Annotated in this window: 10 protein-coding genes; 3 read left to right on the forward strand and 7 right to left on the reverse strand. The window is 66.8% G+C overall.

Going from position 1 to position 12,888, the window contains the following annotated elements:
* The coding region (locus tag Q0602_RS00450; protein WP_298837305.1) for a TonB-dependent siderophore receptor at positions 1–1,142 on the reverse strand (1,142 nt) is incomplete at its 3' end.
* 341 nt (positions 1,143–1,483) lie between these two features.
* Here Q0602_RS00450 and Q0602_RS00455 point away from each other — a divergent pair.
* The gene (locus tag Q0602_RS00455) at positions 1,484–2,422 is read left to right on the forward strand and encodes an ABC transporter substrate-binding protein (protein WP_298837307.1); all 939 of its coding nucleotides are present in this window, start codon (positions 1,484–1,486) and stop codon (positions 2,420–2,422) included.
* Positions 2,419–4,416 carry a Fe(3+)-hydroxamate ABC transporter permease FhuB gene (gene fhuB / locus Q0602_RS00460; protein WP_298837309.1) on the forward strand — a complete coding sequence of 666 codons (1,998 nt, stop codon included), beginning with the start codon at positions 2,419–2,421 and terminating at the stop codon, positions 4,414–4,416. Before Q0602_RS00455 ends, fhuB begins: the two co-directional genes overlap by 4 nt.
* Here fhuB and Q0602_RS00465 read toward each other — a convergent pair.
* Together Q0602_RS00465 and Q0602_RS00470 are read right to left on the reverse strand one after the other, a co-directional pair.
* A complete protein-coding gene (locus Q0602_RS00465; RefSeq protein WP_298837311.1) occupies positions 4,386–5,231 on the reverse strand; it encodes a sugar phosphate isomerase/epimerase in 846 nt (281 codons plus the stop codon). The genes fhuB and Q0602_RS00465 overlap by 31 nt on opposite strands.
* Before the next feature lie 92 nt (positions 5,232–5,323).
* A complete protein-coding gene (locus Q0602_RS00470; protein ID WP_298837313.1) occupies positions 5,324–5,569 on the reverse strand; it encodes a hypothetical protein in 246 nt (81 codons plus the stop codon).
* A gap of 164 nt (positions 5,570–5,733) precedes the next feature.
* Here Q0602_RS00470 and Q0602_RS00475 point away from each other — a divergent pair, with 164 nt between their 5' ends.
* Positions 5,734–6,357: a transglutaminase-like cysteine peptidase gene (locus Q0602_RS00475; RefSeq protein WP_298837315.1), complete on the forward strand. Its 624-nt coding sequence runs from the start codon at positions 5,734–5,736 to the stop codon at positions 6,355–6,357.
* Here the strand turns inward: Q0602_RS00475 and Q0602_RS00480 are convergent.
* The 4 genes from Q0602_RS00480 to dgcA all read right to left on the reverse strand — a co-directional run bounded on the left by Q0602_RS00480 (position 6,351) and on the right by dgcA (position 12,849).
* On the reverse strand, positions 6,351–7,235 hold the full coding sequence (locus tag Q0602_RS00480; RefSeq protein ID WP_298837317.1) for an electron transfer flavoprotein subunit beta: 885 nt from the start codon (positions 7,233–7,235) through the stop codon (positions 6,351–6,353). The genes Q0602_RS00475 and Q0602_RS00480 overlap by 7 nt on opposite strands.
* Positions 7,222–8,541: an electron transfer flavoprotein subunit alpha/FixB family protein gene (locus tag Q0602_RS00485; protein WP_298837319.1), complete on the reverse strand. Its 1,320-nt coding sequence runs from the start codon at positions 8,539–8,541 to the stop codon at positions 7,222–7,224. Before Q0602_RS00485 ends, Q0602_RS00480 begins: the two co-directional genes overlap by 14 nt.
* Entirely contained in the window at positions 8,538–10,562 is a 2,025-nt protein-coding gene (locus Q0602_RS00490; protein WP_298837321.1) for a (Fe-S)-binding protein, read from the reverse strand. Before Q0602_RS00490 ends, Q0602_RS00485 begins: the two co-directional genes overlap by 4 nt.
* 217 nt (positions 10,563–10,779) lie before the next feature.
* The gene (dgcA, locus tag Q0602_RS00495) at positions 10,780–12,849 is read right to left on the reverse strand and encodes a dimethylglycine demethylation protein DgcA (protein ID WP_298837323.1); all 2,070 of its coding nucleotides are present in this window, start codon (positions 12,847–12,849) and stop codon (positions 10,780–10,782) included.
* Between the last annotated feature and the right edge of the window lie 39 nt (positions 12,850–12,888).

The raw sequence follows: 12,888 nt of genomic DNA on the forward strand, positions 1-12,888 counted from the left end.
TGATCCTGAACGTAGACACCGATCTGCTCCTTGCCCTGATCGTAGTATGTCGGATCGCCGGGTTGGCCAATGCCGCTATCTTGCGGATCGAAGATATCGATGGTGTCGTAGGCGAAGTTATCTCGGCTAAGGTAGTCCGCATCCAGGTGCTGATAATCCAGCCCCACCAACAGCGTGTTCTCGGTGTTGTCGGTGTACCAGGTGCCGATCATGCGGTTATCGATAGTGAAGGCGTCGTAGCTGCCGTCGCGGTAGGTCAGTCCCCGCTGAGCGTTACGATCATCGAGCATGTACGACGGATAAGCCGTGCGCAGGAAGAGATCCAGGGAGGCGAACCGTGCGTTCTGCTGAAATTCCCAGGTATCGTCAAAGGTGTGCTCGAGTTCGTATCCGACCGATATCTGCTCGTGATCAAGACGATCGTTGTCGTTGTCACCGAGATCGGTATCGCGATCGACCTTGCCGAATGGCGTGTCGTTGACGGAACCGTAGGGAAGATAGAAGACATTTGCTGGCGTGCCATGATCGCGCTGGTAGCTTGCCAGCAGCGTAAGGGTTGTCCGGTCGGAGAGATCTACCGCCAGGCTGGGAGCGAAGTAGACTCGCTCGTTGTCGGTACCGTCGAGTTCACCGTCCTGGTCACGAAACAATCCAACGACACGGTAGCGGACATCGCCGCTGTCGGTGACCGGGCCGGACGTATCGATCCCTACCTGCCGATGCCCCTTGTTGCCGGCCTGGATTTCGAACAACCCTTGAGTTTCATCGGTCGGGCGCTTGCTGATGGCGTTGATGATCCCCCCGGGAGGCGCCTCGCCATATAGGATCGATGCTGGCCCCTTCAGGAAGTCGACGCGCTCGAGACCGAAAGGCTCAGTTTTCCACCATAGATAGCCAGCCTCGCGGAACAGACGCAGCCCATCCTGGTAGGTCGAGTCCTCACCCGAGAAACCCCGGAAGAAGAACCAGTCCGCCTTGGCATCATTCCCGTAGGGTGCCGACAATGCGCCGGCACGATAGCGTAAAACCTGGTCATACTTGTTGACCGCGCGTCTCTCCAACTCGGTATCGGTGACCACAGAGGCCGAACGCGGCGTCTCCAGCAGCGGCGTGTCGACCTTGAGCGCCGTGCTGGTGACCACGACGGTATCATTGTTGGTGGTTGGCTCTTGGGCAAGTACGCTTCCCGTATAAGCCAAAAGCAGCGTGCCGCTCACGGCGGCGAGAGTGTTCCCTGGATTCATCGGATCGCATGCCCGCTTATCACGTTGTAGGAGCCGGCAGCCGTCGGCCGGGCGTTTGTTATCGACAGTATTCTAAATGACAATCATTGTCATGTGTATTCAAACAGGAAGTACTCCCTCTCTTTATTGATAACGATTGTCATTCGATCTACCATCACCGCCCGTAGCCGCATCCGGCGCCGCGTTTCTGGCCGGATGAGCGCCGTGCCACTCTCCTCCGTCGCCAGGAAACCGTCACTTTGTCGCGTGTTCGCTCTTTTCCAGCTCTCCTCGCACTTGCGGTTGCCGTGCTGCTGGGGACGAGCACCGCGCTGGCGGACGCCCCGGCCGACGCCGATTCGAAACCGTTGCGGATCGCGGCCGCCAACTGGACGGTCGTCGAGACCCTCATCGCCCTGGGGGTCGAACCCTACGCGGTGTCGGACATCCCCAACTACAACGCCTGGGTCAAGGCACCGGCGATCCCCGCTTCGACCCTGGACATGGGACTGCGCAACGAGCCCAACCTCGAACTGCTGGCCCAGGATCCGCCCGACCTGCTGATGACGAGCGCCCTGTTCTCCCGCGACAACGCCCGCCTGGAGCGTCTGATGCCGGTCAGGATGATCGACAACTTCTACACCGACCGGCCCTATTACGAGGCGACGCTGGCGATGACCCGCGAGATCGCGAGGCTGACCGGCCGGCGGCCGCAGGCCGAGGCCCTGATCGCCGAGACCGACGCCGTTCTCGAGCGCGCCGCACAGGCCCTGCGAGGGAGGAAGACGCCGCTCTATCTGGTGCAGTTCAGCGATGCCCAGCACGTCCGCGTGTTCGGCCAGGGCAACATGGTGGGTACGCTGTTCTCCCGCACCGATCTCACCAATGCCTGGACCGGTCCGACCAACTCCTGGGGCTACGCCAGCATCCCGATCGACCGGCTGGCCGAGCGTCCCGAAGCGCGCATCGTCGTCATCGAGCCTTATCCCAGAGGCGTGGAAGAAGCCCTGCACGATAATCAGATCTGGCAGCACCTGCCGGCGGTCCGCGCGGGGCGGGTGAGCTTCATCGATCCCATCTGGCCTTACGGCGGACTGATCTCACTACAGCGCCTGGCCCGTTCGCTGGTCGAGGTCGGCACCCAGTCCCCCATCTCCGACGCGGTTCCCGACTCGTCCGTCGAGGGCCAAACGCCATGACGCTTCGCGCGCGGTCCCCCACCTGGTTCGCCCTTATCCTGCTGCTGCTGGCGATCTGCCTGGGAGCCGCGACCCTGCATACCCGGTTCGGCGATCTTTCCGGACACTGGTGGCAATCCATCGTTGCCCCCGACGACGACCGGATCCGCCAGATCGTGATGCACTACACCTTCATGCCGAGACTGCTGGTGGCGCTGCTGGGCGGCGCGGCCCTGGCCCTGGCGGGTTGCCTGATGCAGCAGGTGTTGCGCAATCCGCTGGCATCGCCGGCGACGCTGGGCGTCACCAGCGGTGCGCAGCTGGCGCTGGTCGTCGCGACGCTGTGGGCGCCGAGCTGGATGCTGGCCGGAAGGGAATGGATCGCCCTGACCGGCGGCATCGCGGCGATGCTGCTGGTCTTCGCGCTCTCCTGGAAGCGGCGTCTGGCGCCGATGGTGGTGGTGCTCTCCGGAATGGTGGTCAGCCTTTATTTCAGCGCCATCAACAGTGCCCTGCTGCTGTTTCACCAGGAGAGCCTGTCGGGGCTGTTCATCTGGGGGTCGGGAGCGCTGGCCCAGGACAGCTGGCACGACACCCGTTTCCTGCTGCTGCGCCTGGGTATCGTGGTGGTGGTGGCACTGCTGCTGCTGCGGCCGCTGGCGCTGCTCGATCTCGAGGAGGACGGCGCCAAGAGCCTCGGCATCTCGCTGCGCAAGCTGCGTTTCGCCGGCCTGGGCCTGGGGATATTCATCACCGCCTGCGTGGTCAGCGCCATCGGCCTGATCGGTTTCATCGGCCTCGCCTCTCCGGCCATCGCAAGGCTCTCCGGCGCCCGCACGCTGTCCCAACGGCTCGTCTGGTCGATGATTCTAGGGGCTCTTCTGCTCGCGGTGACGGATCTCGCCGTTCAGCAGCTGTCTCCGTTCACTGCTTCGCTACTGCCGACCGGCGCCATGACGGCGGCGCTGGGTGCCCCGCTGCTGCTGTGGCTGTTGCCGCGCCTGCGGATCAGCGGATCACGGCCGACGCCAAGCACGGGGCTGACCATGCCGCGCCTGGCACGCCCAGACCGCCGCCTGTGGGCGCTGGCGGGCCTGACGGTGGTTGCCTGCACGCTGGCGCTGCTGGTCGGCTTCATGCTCGATGGCCACGCCAGCTATCCCAGCGTGGCAGGCACCGGCGACCTGGCGCTCATCGTCGACTGGCGGTTGCCGCGCGTGGCCACGGCCGCGGCGGCCGGGCTGATGCTGGCCATCGCCGGCACCCTGCTGCAGCGGATGACCGGCAACCCCATGGCCAGTCCCGAGGTCCTCGGCATCAGTGCCGGCGTGGCGATCGGCGTGATCGCGTTGATGCTGCTGCCGCTCGGCATCGCCCCACTGAGCGGCTCCGTGATGGGCTTCAGCGGGGCCACCGTTGCGCTGCTGGTGCTGATCGTCTGCAACCGCCGCAGTGGCTTTGCGCCGGAGCGGTTGCTGTTGACCGGCATCGCCATCTCCTCTCTGCTGGACGCCATGCGCGCCATCGTGCTGGCCAGCGAGGACCCCAGGGCGCAGCAGTTGCTCTCGTGGCTGGGTGGGTCGACCTACTATGCCAGTCTCACTTCGAGCGGCTGGATCGTGGCCATCGCCCTCCTCCTGCTGGCGCTGACGCTACCTCTGCAGCGCTGGTTGACGTTGCTACCGTTGGGCGCGCCCACCGCCAGGGCGCTCGGTGTCGACGTGGATCGCAGCCGACTGATGCTGCTGGCACTGGTCGCCCTGCTGACCGTCGCCGCGACCCTGGTCATCGGGCCGCTCTCCTTCGTCGGCCTGATGGCCCCGCACATGGCGCGCCTGATGGGATTCCACGGCGCCAGGCACCAACTGCTCGGGGCCGGGCTGCTGGGGATGCTGGTCATGGTGACCGCCGACTGGCTGGGCCGAAATCTATTCTTCCCCTATCAGCTGCCAGCGGGTCTGATCGCCGCGTTGATCGGCGGCGTCTACTTCATGTGGGGGTTGCGGAGGCTCTGAAGCGCTCGACGGCGCGCATGGGCGTAGCCGCGCCAGATCTCCTGGGAGCGAGAGAGTTCGTCTTCCAGAATGCGGCGGTTGCCCTCGCTCGACACCGGCGAGAAGGGATCGTGCATCGGCGGCAGGCACTCCATGATCAGCGGTCCGTCAAAAACGATCCGCAAGAGCGCATCGAACTGCGCTTCGAAATCCACGGCGCCGCTGCCGTTGCCGCCACGGGTCGAATCCGACACCGGATGGACCGCTAGGGCATCGCCACTCGACTCGATCGCCGCGACCGGGTCGGTCTCTTCGAAATGCAGGTGGTAGCTGTCGAGAACCAGCCCGAAATTGGCTCTGGCCACCTGCCCTACCAGCCGGTTGGCCTCCTCGACCATGTGAATCATCGGCGCTTCGTCGCGGTTGACGACTTCATAGGCCAATCGAATCTTCCGCTCGGCGGCATAGTCGGCCAGCTCGCGGCACGCTGCCGACAGGGCGTCGAAGGGCGTGGCGTGGCCCCGAATCCACAGCGACAGCATCGATAGCGTGACGACGGGCGCCTCGAGTTCGGCGGCGCGGTCGATGACCTGACGATAGGCGTCCAAGCCCTGCGCGACGTCCGGCGCTTCCCCGACCTGCGGGCCGATCCGTCGGGCATCCACGGCCATCAGCGCAAGCTCCCTGCGCGCCAGTGAATCCCGGATCGCCGCCGGGGAGGCATGCTCCCAAAGCTCGTCGAGCTGGACGCCATCGAACCCCAGCTCGACCACCTTGTCCATCAGCAGTTCGAGGTCGTCGATGCCGAGCGTCCAGGTGCAGAGTCCCATCGCCATGCCGCCGACTCCTGTATCGCGTCAGTTGCCTCTCCCAGCATAGGCAAGGATCCGCGACACCGTCACCCTGGGTACCAGCGTTGCCCGAGACCTCAGGGAGTACCGAAGACGGGCAGCAGATGGCGCTCGATCGCCTCGCGAACGGATGGCAGCATCACGTCGGTGTGCTGCATCAGATCGCGAATGGCCGGCTCCAGCCCCTCGACGCCTCGCGCGCGATGACACCCGGCTGCCAGCCGCGCACAGCTCTCGGGGCACGCCTCCTCGGGGATATGCACCCCTAGCGAGACCAACCGCTGACGAAAGTCCTCGCCATCGATGAGATCGACGATCATCATGATCCACCTCCGTTCGACAAATGTTGCCGTGCAAGTCGCTATCAGGGGCATGGCCCTCGGGCCGGCCGCATGTTCTATTATCTATCGCATCGCGACAGGCTGCGTCGATACCCGAAACGTCGCTATGTCGGTTTCACGAAGCTCGGTGTCATTCATGGAGACGCATGCCAGCGACCGCTCTTCACTCACCCCGTTTTCGACGCCTGGCCTATCTGCTGCTTGCCGTGCTGCCGACGACGGCCTCCGCGGCTGGCTTTACCTACTGGGACGATCCCGGCGCCACCGCCGTGACGCTCACCCGGGAGCAGTTCGTGGCGCAGGCCAGCAATCGGCAAGGCGAGGAGCGGCTGGCTTTCGTCAATCGCGTGATCAATAACGCCGCCCGCCAGCAGTTCGAAAAGGTCGATACCTGGAAGGGCTTCGATCGCCTGGTCCGCGATGGCTTCGGTGACTGCGAAGACTTCGCCATCGCCAAGTACCAGATCCTGATCGACGCCGGTACGTCGCCGCGGCGACTCGACTTTCTCGCCGCCGACGACACTCTCACCCCGACCTATCATGCGGTGCTGCGCTACCGCCAGGATGACGGCTCCCACCTGATTCTGGACAACCTGACGCCGATGATGCTGCCGGAGTCCCGCCGCACGGACCTGATACCGCTGGTCGCGTTCGACGCCCACCACGCCGAGCATTTTCGCGACGGTCGCTTTCACGCCGTCGATCCGGCACGCGTCGTGCTCGGCGGCCAGCGGCTATCGGAACGGATGCCCCGGCTGCTGGACTACTGATCGTCCTGCGCGAGGATCTTTTCCGCCCGCAGATAATCGATCAGCTTCTCGGCGGCCTCCTCCGGCGAGAGATCGGTCAGTACCTGGCCGCCGGACGCGGAGGACTTGGCCGCGGCAGCCTTGAAACGGTCCCGCGCATTGGTGGATTTCACCACCTTGAGCCGCTTGGGCCGCGCCCGCGCCGGCTGCCACTGCCAGCCGGCGCTGCCGGTGTCGAGACGCGATTCGTCCGCGGGCAGCAGATCGTCGACGGTCTCGATGCGCCCGCGCCGCGCCGGACCGAAGGCGCTCTGACGTGGCGCCTCGGCGACAGCGTCCACCGCGATCAGACACGGCAGGCGGATTTCGAGTCGCCGACGCTGGCCTTGGGGCAGCGCCTGCAGCACCGTCACGCTCTCCGCGTCGCAGCGTTCGATGGCGGCAACGCCGGTGGCGATCGCCCAGCCCAGCCGCTCGGCGAGTAGATACCCCACCATGCCCGAGCCCTCGCCGCACTCGGCGCGCTGGCCGGTCAAGGCCAATCTCACGCCACTGCGCTCGAGCCACGCCGCCAGCAGCGGTACCGCATCCTCGCCGGCACGCAGCGGCAGGAGCGACAACTGCCCGTCGCGTTCATCACCAGGACGTCCGCCGTCGAGGCCGTGATACATCCCCAGGTATCCCTCGAGAGACTCCCGCAGCGAGGCCTGCTCCGGATCGCCGGCATGCACCAGCGACAGATCGGCGCCGACCAGCGACAGGCCCATCTCGACGGCGCGGGCATCCTCGCGGGCGCGCCCGGCGCGCCCGGAGACCGGGTGGCGGCCGCTCGACACCAGCACCGCCGTCTTCACGTCATGGGGCGTTCCCGCTGCGGCTTGGGGGTCAGGCTGCGGCATGTCGCGACTCCTCATCCGTCCAAGAGCCGTCCGAACCGGTCTGGTCTCGCGGCTGGCCGAGGCGCTCGCAGACCGCCGCCAGCACCGCGTCGCCGTCGGCGATCAGCGCCAGGTCGGCGCGCTTGACCATGTCGCAGCTCGGGTCGTTGTTGATCGCGATCACCCGCTGGCACTTGGCGATGCCCTGCAGATGCTGCACGGCCCCGGAGATGCCCACGGCGACGTAGCAGCTGGCAGTGACGAAGGTGCCGGTGGCGCCGACCTGGCGCGAACGTGGCATGTAGCCGTCATCCACCGCCACCCGCGAGGCGCCCTCGCTGGCCCCCAGCACCCGGGCGGCGTGGTGGTAGCCTTCCCAATCGCCGATGCCGCGGCCGGCGGAGAGAATGAACGGCGCCTGGGCCAGCGGGATCTCCTGGGGGTCGACGGCGACCCGGCCACGGTCGATGACCCCGGACGCCGCCACTTCGTTTGCTGCCGAAGAGAGTTCCCCACCCATGGTCGCCAGCTCGATGACCCGCGCCTCGTGACGCGTCTCGCTGACCGGCTCGGCGCACTCGGGCAGCGCCAGCAGCACCCGGGCGACGTCGCGCAGGATGTCCTGGCGGTCCCCCGCGCGGGAGAGCGTCTGGCCCTCGCTGAGCTGCCAGACCCGGGTCGCCGGGCGGGCATCGCCCACGCTAGCGTTCGCGCCCTGACTCGCGCCCTGGGGCAGGAGACGCGCTGCCAGCCGCCGCCCGAGATCGCCGCCATCCGGCAGTGAATCGGCGAAGATCCAGTGCCGGGGCGAAAGCGCCGCTTCGACGTCGACAAGCGCCGCCAGGCGCGTCTCCGGGTCGTAGCCTTCGGTCACCATGGCGGAGAGATCGACGACGCGGTCCGCACCGGCGTCCTCGAACCCGGAGACACCGTTCAGGAAGGTCACCGCCGTCACTGCCAGGTCATGGCCGTCGGCGAGCTGCCGGGCGAGGCCGAACAGGTCGCGGTCGTGATCGTTGAGCCGCCCTTCCGGCAACTCCGGCACCACCACGACATGGCCCTCCGGCTGATCGATGACGACCTGACGCCGCGCCGGTTCCGCGCTCGTCGACGCGCCTCCCACGGGGCTCGCCTCCACCGCAGCGCCGCTGCGATCGATACGCTTGAGTCCGTTGGGGCCGATCGCGCCGAGGGCATGCGGATTGATGCGCGTCACGCCGTCGGCGCTGGTCCAGCGCCACGCCGGCCGCGCGAACTCGTGGTGGCGCGGATGCAGACGGTTACGCCGGGCGCGCTCGGCGTGGGGGTCGAGTCGTCGGACACTCATGCCGGTTCCTCCTCGCGGCTTTGGCTTGGCGCGCTGGTGGCGTTCGTCGCCGCTGTCGGCTCGACCAGGGCGTCGGCGACCATCTCGGCGAGATCGCGAATGCGCGGACGCGGCTCGACCACGCCTTCGAGCATCGCGGTGCACTGGGGGCAGGCCACGGCCACGGTGGTCGCCCCGGTCTCGCGCACGTCCTCCATGCGCATGTCGGGGATACGCGCGCGGCCGGGCACGTCGGAGAGCGCCGCCCCGCCACCGCCGCCACAGCAGCGCGAGCGATAGCCGGAGCGCTCCATCTCGGCGACTTCCAGCCCAAGGGCGGCAAGCACCTGGCGCGGCGCGGCGAATTCACCGTTGTAACGGCCCAGATAGCAGGGGTCGTGATAGGTAACGGTCTCCGCCTGGGTCGGCGCCGTCACGCTGATGCGCCCGCCGTCGAACAGCTCGGCGATGAAGGTGGAGTGGTGCTTGACCACGTAGTCGCCGCCGAAGGCGCCGTATTCGCGGCCCAGCACGTGGAAGCTGTGCGGGTCGGCGGTGACAATGCGGGCGAAGCGATAGCGCGAGAGCGTGGCGATATTGCGCTCGGCCAGGCGCTGGAAGGTGGCCTCGTCGCCGAGCCGTCGGGCGACGTCGCCGCTGTCCCGCTCCTCCTCGCCGAGCACGGCGAAATCGACGCCACCGGTGCGCAGGATTTTCACCAGCGAGCGCAGGGTGCGTTGGTTGCGCATGTCGAAGGCGCCGTCGCCGAGCCACAGCAACACGTCGACCCCCTCGGGGCGATCCTGGATGCGCGGCAGCTCGAGGTCCGCCGCCCAGTCCAGGCGGGAAGCGTTGTCGAGTCCACCGGGATTGTCGGTGGCGATCAGGTTGTCGATCGCCGCGGCGCCCTTCTCCGGGGTCTCACCCCGCTCCAGGGTGATGAAGCGGCGCATGTCGACGATGGCATCGACGTGCTCGATCATCATCGGGCACTCCTCGACGCAGGCACGGCAGGTGGTGCAGGCCCACAGCGTCTGCGCCTCCACCAGCTGCGGCACGATGGCATCAGTTGGCCCGCCCCTGTGGTTTCCAAAACCGGGCTTGCCGACCTCGATGCCGCCCGCTTGTTGTGGATGCCCGGAGCCGGCGTAGCCGGCATCGCTGCCGCCAGCCATGCCCACGACCATGTCCTGGATCAGCTTCTTGGGGTTGAGCGGTTGGCCGGCGGCATAGGCCGGGCAGACGTTCTGGCAGCGGCCGCACTGAACGCAGGCGTCGAAGCCCAGCAGCTGCTCCCATTGGAAATCGGCGGGCTTCTCCACGCCCAGCGTCTTCGCCGTGAGATCGAGCGGGAAGAGCGCGGTGGAGCGGCTGCCGCGATGGACGTCATGTGTCTTTTTCGGGGACGCGTCCGGATGGTTGTCATCGAACCGCTCGGGGCGCCGGTGGAAGGCCAGATGAAAGGTACCGGCGAAGGCATGTTTCATCGGCCCGCCCCAGCCCATGCCGACCACCATCTCCAGCAGCCCCCAGACCAGCACGGCGGCGAGCACGATCGCCAGCACGCCGCCACCCAGCACGGTCGGCGCCACACCCACCAGCGGCAGGCTGACCAGGAACATGCCCACCGAGTAGGCGATCAGGCTCTTGGAGAGACGCTGCCACGGCCCCTTGGAGAGCTTGGGCGGCGGGTCGATGCGCCGCCGGTTGACCGCCAGCGCGCCGAGAAACATGCACAGGCTCGCCGCCAGCAGCAGCCCGCCCAGAATCGGGTTGCGCCAGCCGAAGCCGTGAACCACCAGCGCCAGTGCCATGGCGGCGACGAAGCCGCCGGCCGTTGCCACGTGGGTGTGCGCGATCGCCTTGTCGCGAGCAACGACGTGGTGCAGGTCATTGAGATAGCGCTTGGGCATCAGCGCGAGCCGATGCCACCGCATCGGCGTGCGCCGCCCCTGGCGCCACAGCCGGATGCGACGCACCGCGCCCGCCGCACCCACCGCCAGCGCGGCAAATATCAGAATGGGGAGTAGCGTCTGCAACATGGTGCTTCTCCGAAAAAGTCGCTGGTATCGGTCATGTCGATGCTTTCAGCCAGCAATGTCCTGCCGCCCACCTTCGCCATGGAACGGCTACGAGCGATGGCATGACCGGGGCGCGTAGCCCAGGCGAGTTGTGAGGAGCCAGCGGAGTGGACGTATTTGTCCATGAGCATGGCGACGAGCAATTCAACGCCGACTCGTCGAGCTCGGTCCGTTCCCCTCATAAATCCTTGCAGAGGCGGAGCGCATCATAGATCGCCGCATGCGTATTGCGCTGCGCCACGCAGTCACCGATCCGGAACAGCGCGAAATCGCCGCTCTCGGCCAGGGTCGGCTGCGCCGTCGCCGCGTAGAGCGCCTCGAGATCGATCTGGCCATGGTTGCGCGAACGCTCCTTGAGCGCGTAGTAGAGCGACTCGTCCGGACGCACGCCGTTCTCGATCACCACCTGATCGACCACCCGCTCCTCGTGCTCGCCGGTGTACTCGTTCTCGAACAGCGCCACCAGCTTGTCGCCTTCGCGATAGACCTTGTGCAGCCCCAGGTCGCCGGTCATCACCACCGACTGCTGATAGAGGCTGCGGTAGTAGGTCGGGAAGGTGGTGCCGCCGATCGCCACGCCGGGCTTGGTGTCGTCGGTGACGATCTCCACCGTCGAGCCCTTGCTGGCGAGATAGTCGGCGGTGGACATGCCGCTGAACTCGCACATGGTGTCGTAGACCAGCACGTTCTTGCCCGGCTCGACCTTGCCGCCGAGGATGTCCCAGCTGCTGACCACCAGGCTCTCGTCAGGATTGTCCGAGTAGCCCCACTCGGGCACCTGCTCGAGGAACGGATGGCCGCCGTTGGCCAGCACCACCACGTCCGGCTGCAGGTCGCGCACCACCGAATCGTCGGCGCGGGTCTCGAGCTGGACATCGACCCCGAGGCGCGCCAGCTCCATCTCGTACCAGCGGGTGATGCCGGCGATCTGGTCGCGCTGCGGTGCCCGCGCGGCGAGGGTGATCTGGCCGCCGAGCTGGGGCTGGGCTTCGATCAGGGTGACGTCGTGGCCCCGCTCCGCCGCCACGCGCGCTGCCTCCATGCCGCCGGGGCCACCGCCGACCACCACCACCTTGCGCTTGGGTCCGCTGCTCTTCTCGATGATGTGCGGCAGCCCCATGTACTCCCGCGAGGTCGCCGCGTTCTGGATACAGAGCACGTCGAGACCCTGGTACTGGCGGTCGATGCAGTAGTTGGCGCCCACACACTGACGGATCTGGTCGGTCTGACCCGCCTTGATCTTGGCGATGATGTGGGGGTCGGCGATGTGGGCCCGGGTCATCCCCACCAGGTCGACGTAGCCGCCCTCGAGGATGCGCTCGGCCTGGGTCGGGTCCTTGATGTTCTGGGCGTGGATGACCGGCACCGAGACCACCTCCTTGATGCCCGCCGCCAGATGCAGAAACGGCTCCGGCGGGTAGGACATGTTGGGGATGACGTTGGCCAGGGTGTCGTGGGTATCGCAGCCGGAGCCGATCACGCCGAAGAAGTCGACCATGCCGGTGGCATCGTAGTAGGCGGCGATCTGCTTCATGTCGTCGTGGGACAGGCCATCGGGGTGGAACTCGTCGCCGCAGATGCGCATGCCGACGCAGAAGTCGTCGCCCACTTCGGCACGTACCGCCTTGAGCACCTCCATGCCGAAGCGCATGCGATTCTCGAAGCTGCCGCCCCACTGGTCGGTGCGCTTGTTGACCCGCGGGCTCCAGAACTGGTCGATCAGATGCTGGTGGACCGCGGAGAGTTCGCAGCCGTCGAGGCCGCCCTCCTTGACCCGCCGCGCCCCCTGGGCGAAATCACCGATGATGCGCCAGATCTCCTCCTCCTCGATGGTCTTGCAGGTGGCGCGGTGAACCGGCTCGCGGATGCCCGACGGCGACAGCAGCGTCGACCAGTTGTGACCGTCCCAGCGCGAGCGACGCCCCATGTGGGTGATCTGGATCATGATCTTGCCGCCGTGCTTGTGCACCGCGTCGGCCAGATTCTGGAAGTGGGGAATGATGCGATCGGTGGCGACGTTGACCGAACTCCACCACTGCTGCGGGCTGTCGATGGAGACCGGCGAGGAGCCGCCGCAGATGCAGAGCCCGCAACCGCCCTTCGACTTCTCTTCGTAGTATTTGACGTAGCGATCCGTGGTCATGCCGCCGTCGGTGGCGTGGACCTCGGCGTGGGCGGTGCTCACCACGCGATTGCGGATGGTCAACTTGCCGATCTGGATCGGTTTGAACAGGGCTTCATGAGCCATGGCCGGTCATCTCCCCGAACTCGCGCGGCCCTGGGTCAG

It is taken from the genome of uncultured Salinicola sp., from assembly GCF_937921195.1.
In the GTDB taxonomy this organism is placed as follows: Bacteria; Pseudomonadota; Gammaproteobacteria; order Pseudomonadales; family Halomonadaceae; genus Salinicola.

Coding starts and splice junctions, on each gene's coding strand:
- fhuB (WP_298837309.1), top strand. CDS start 2,419: ATGACGCTTCGCGCGCGGTCCCCCACCTGGTTCGCCCTTATCCTGCTG.
- Q0602_RS00465 (WP_298837311.1), bottom strand. CDS start 5,231: ATGGCGATGGGACTCTGCACCTGGACGCTCGGCATCGACGACCTCGAA.
- Q0602_RS00470 (WP_298837313.1), bottom strand. CDS start 5,569: ATGATGATCGTCGATCTCATCGATGGCGAGGACTTTCGTCAGCGGTTG.
- Q0602_RS00475 (WP_298837315.1), top strand. CDS start 5,734: ATGCCAGCGACCGCTCTTCACTCACCCCGTTTTCGACGCCTGGCCTAT.
- Q0602_RS00480 (WP_298837317.1), bottom strand. CDS start 7,235: ATGCCGCAGCCTGACCCCCAAGCCGCAGCGGGAACGCCCCATGACGTG.
- Q0602_RS00485 (WP_298837319.1), bottom strand. CDS start 8,541: ATGAGTGTCCGACGACTCGACCCCCACGCCGAGCGCGCCCGGCGTAAC.
- Q0602_RS00490 (WP_298837321.1), bottom strand. CDS start 10,562: ATGTTGCAGACGCTACTCCCCATTCTGATATTTGCCGCGCTGGCGGTG.
- dgcA (WP_298837323.1), bottom strand. CDS start 12,849: ATGGCTCATGAAGCCCTGTTCAAACCGATCCAGATCGGCAAGTTGACC.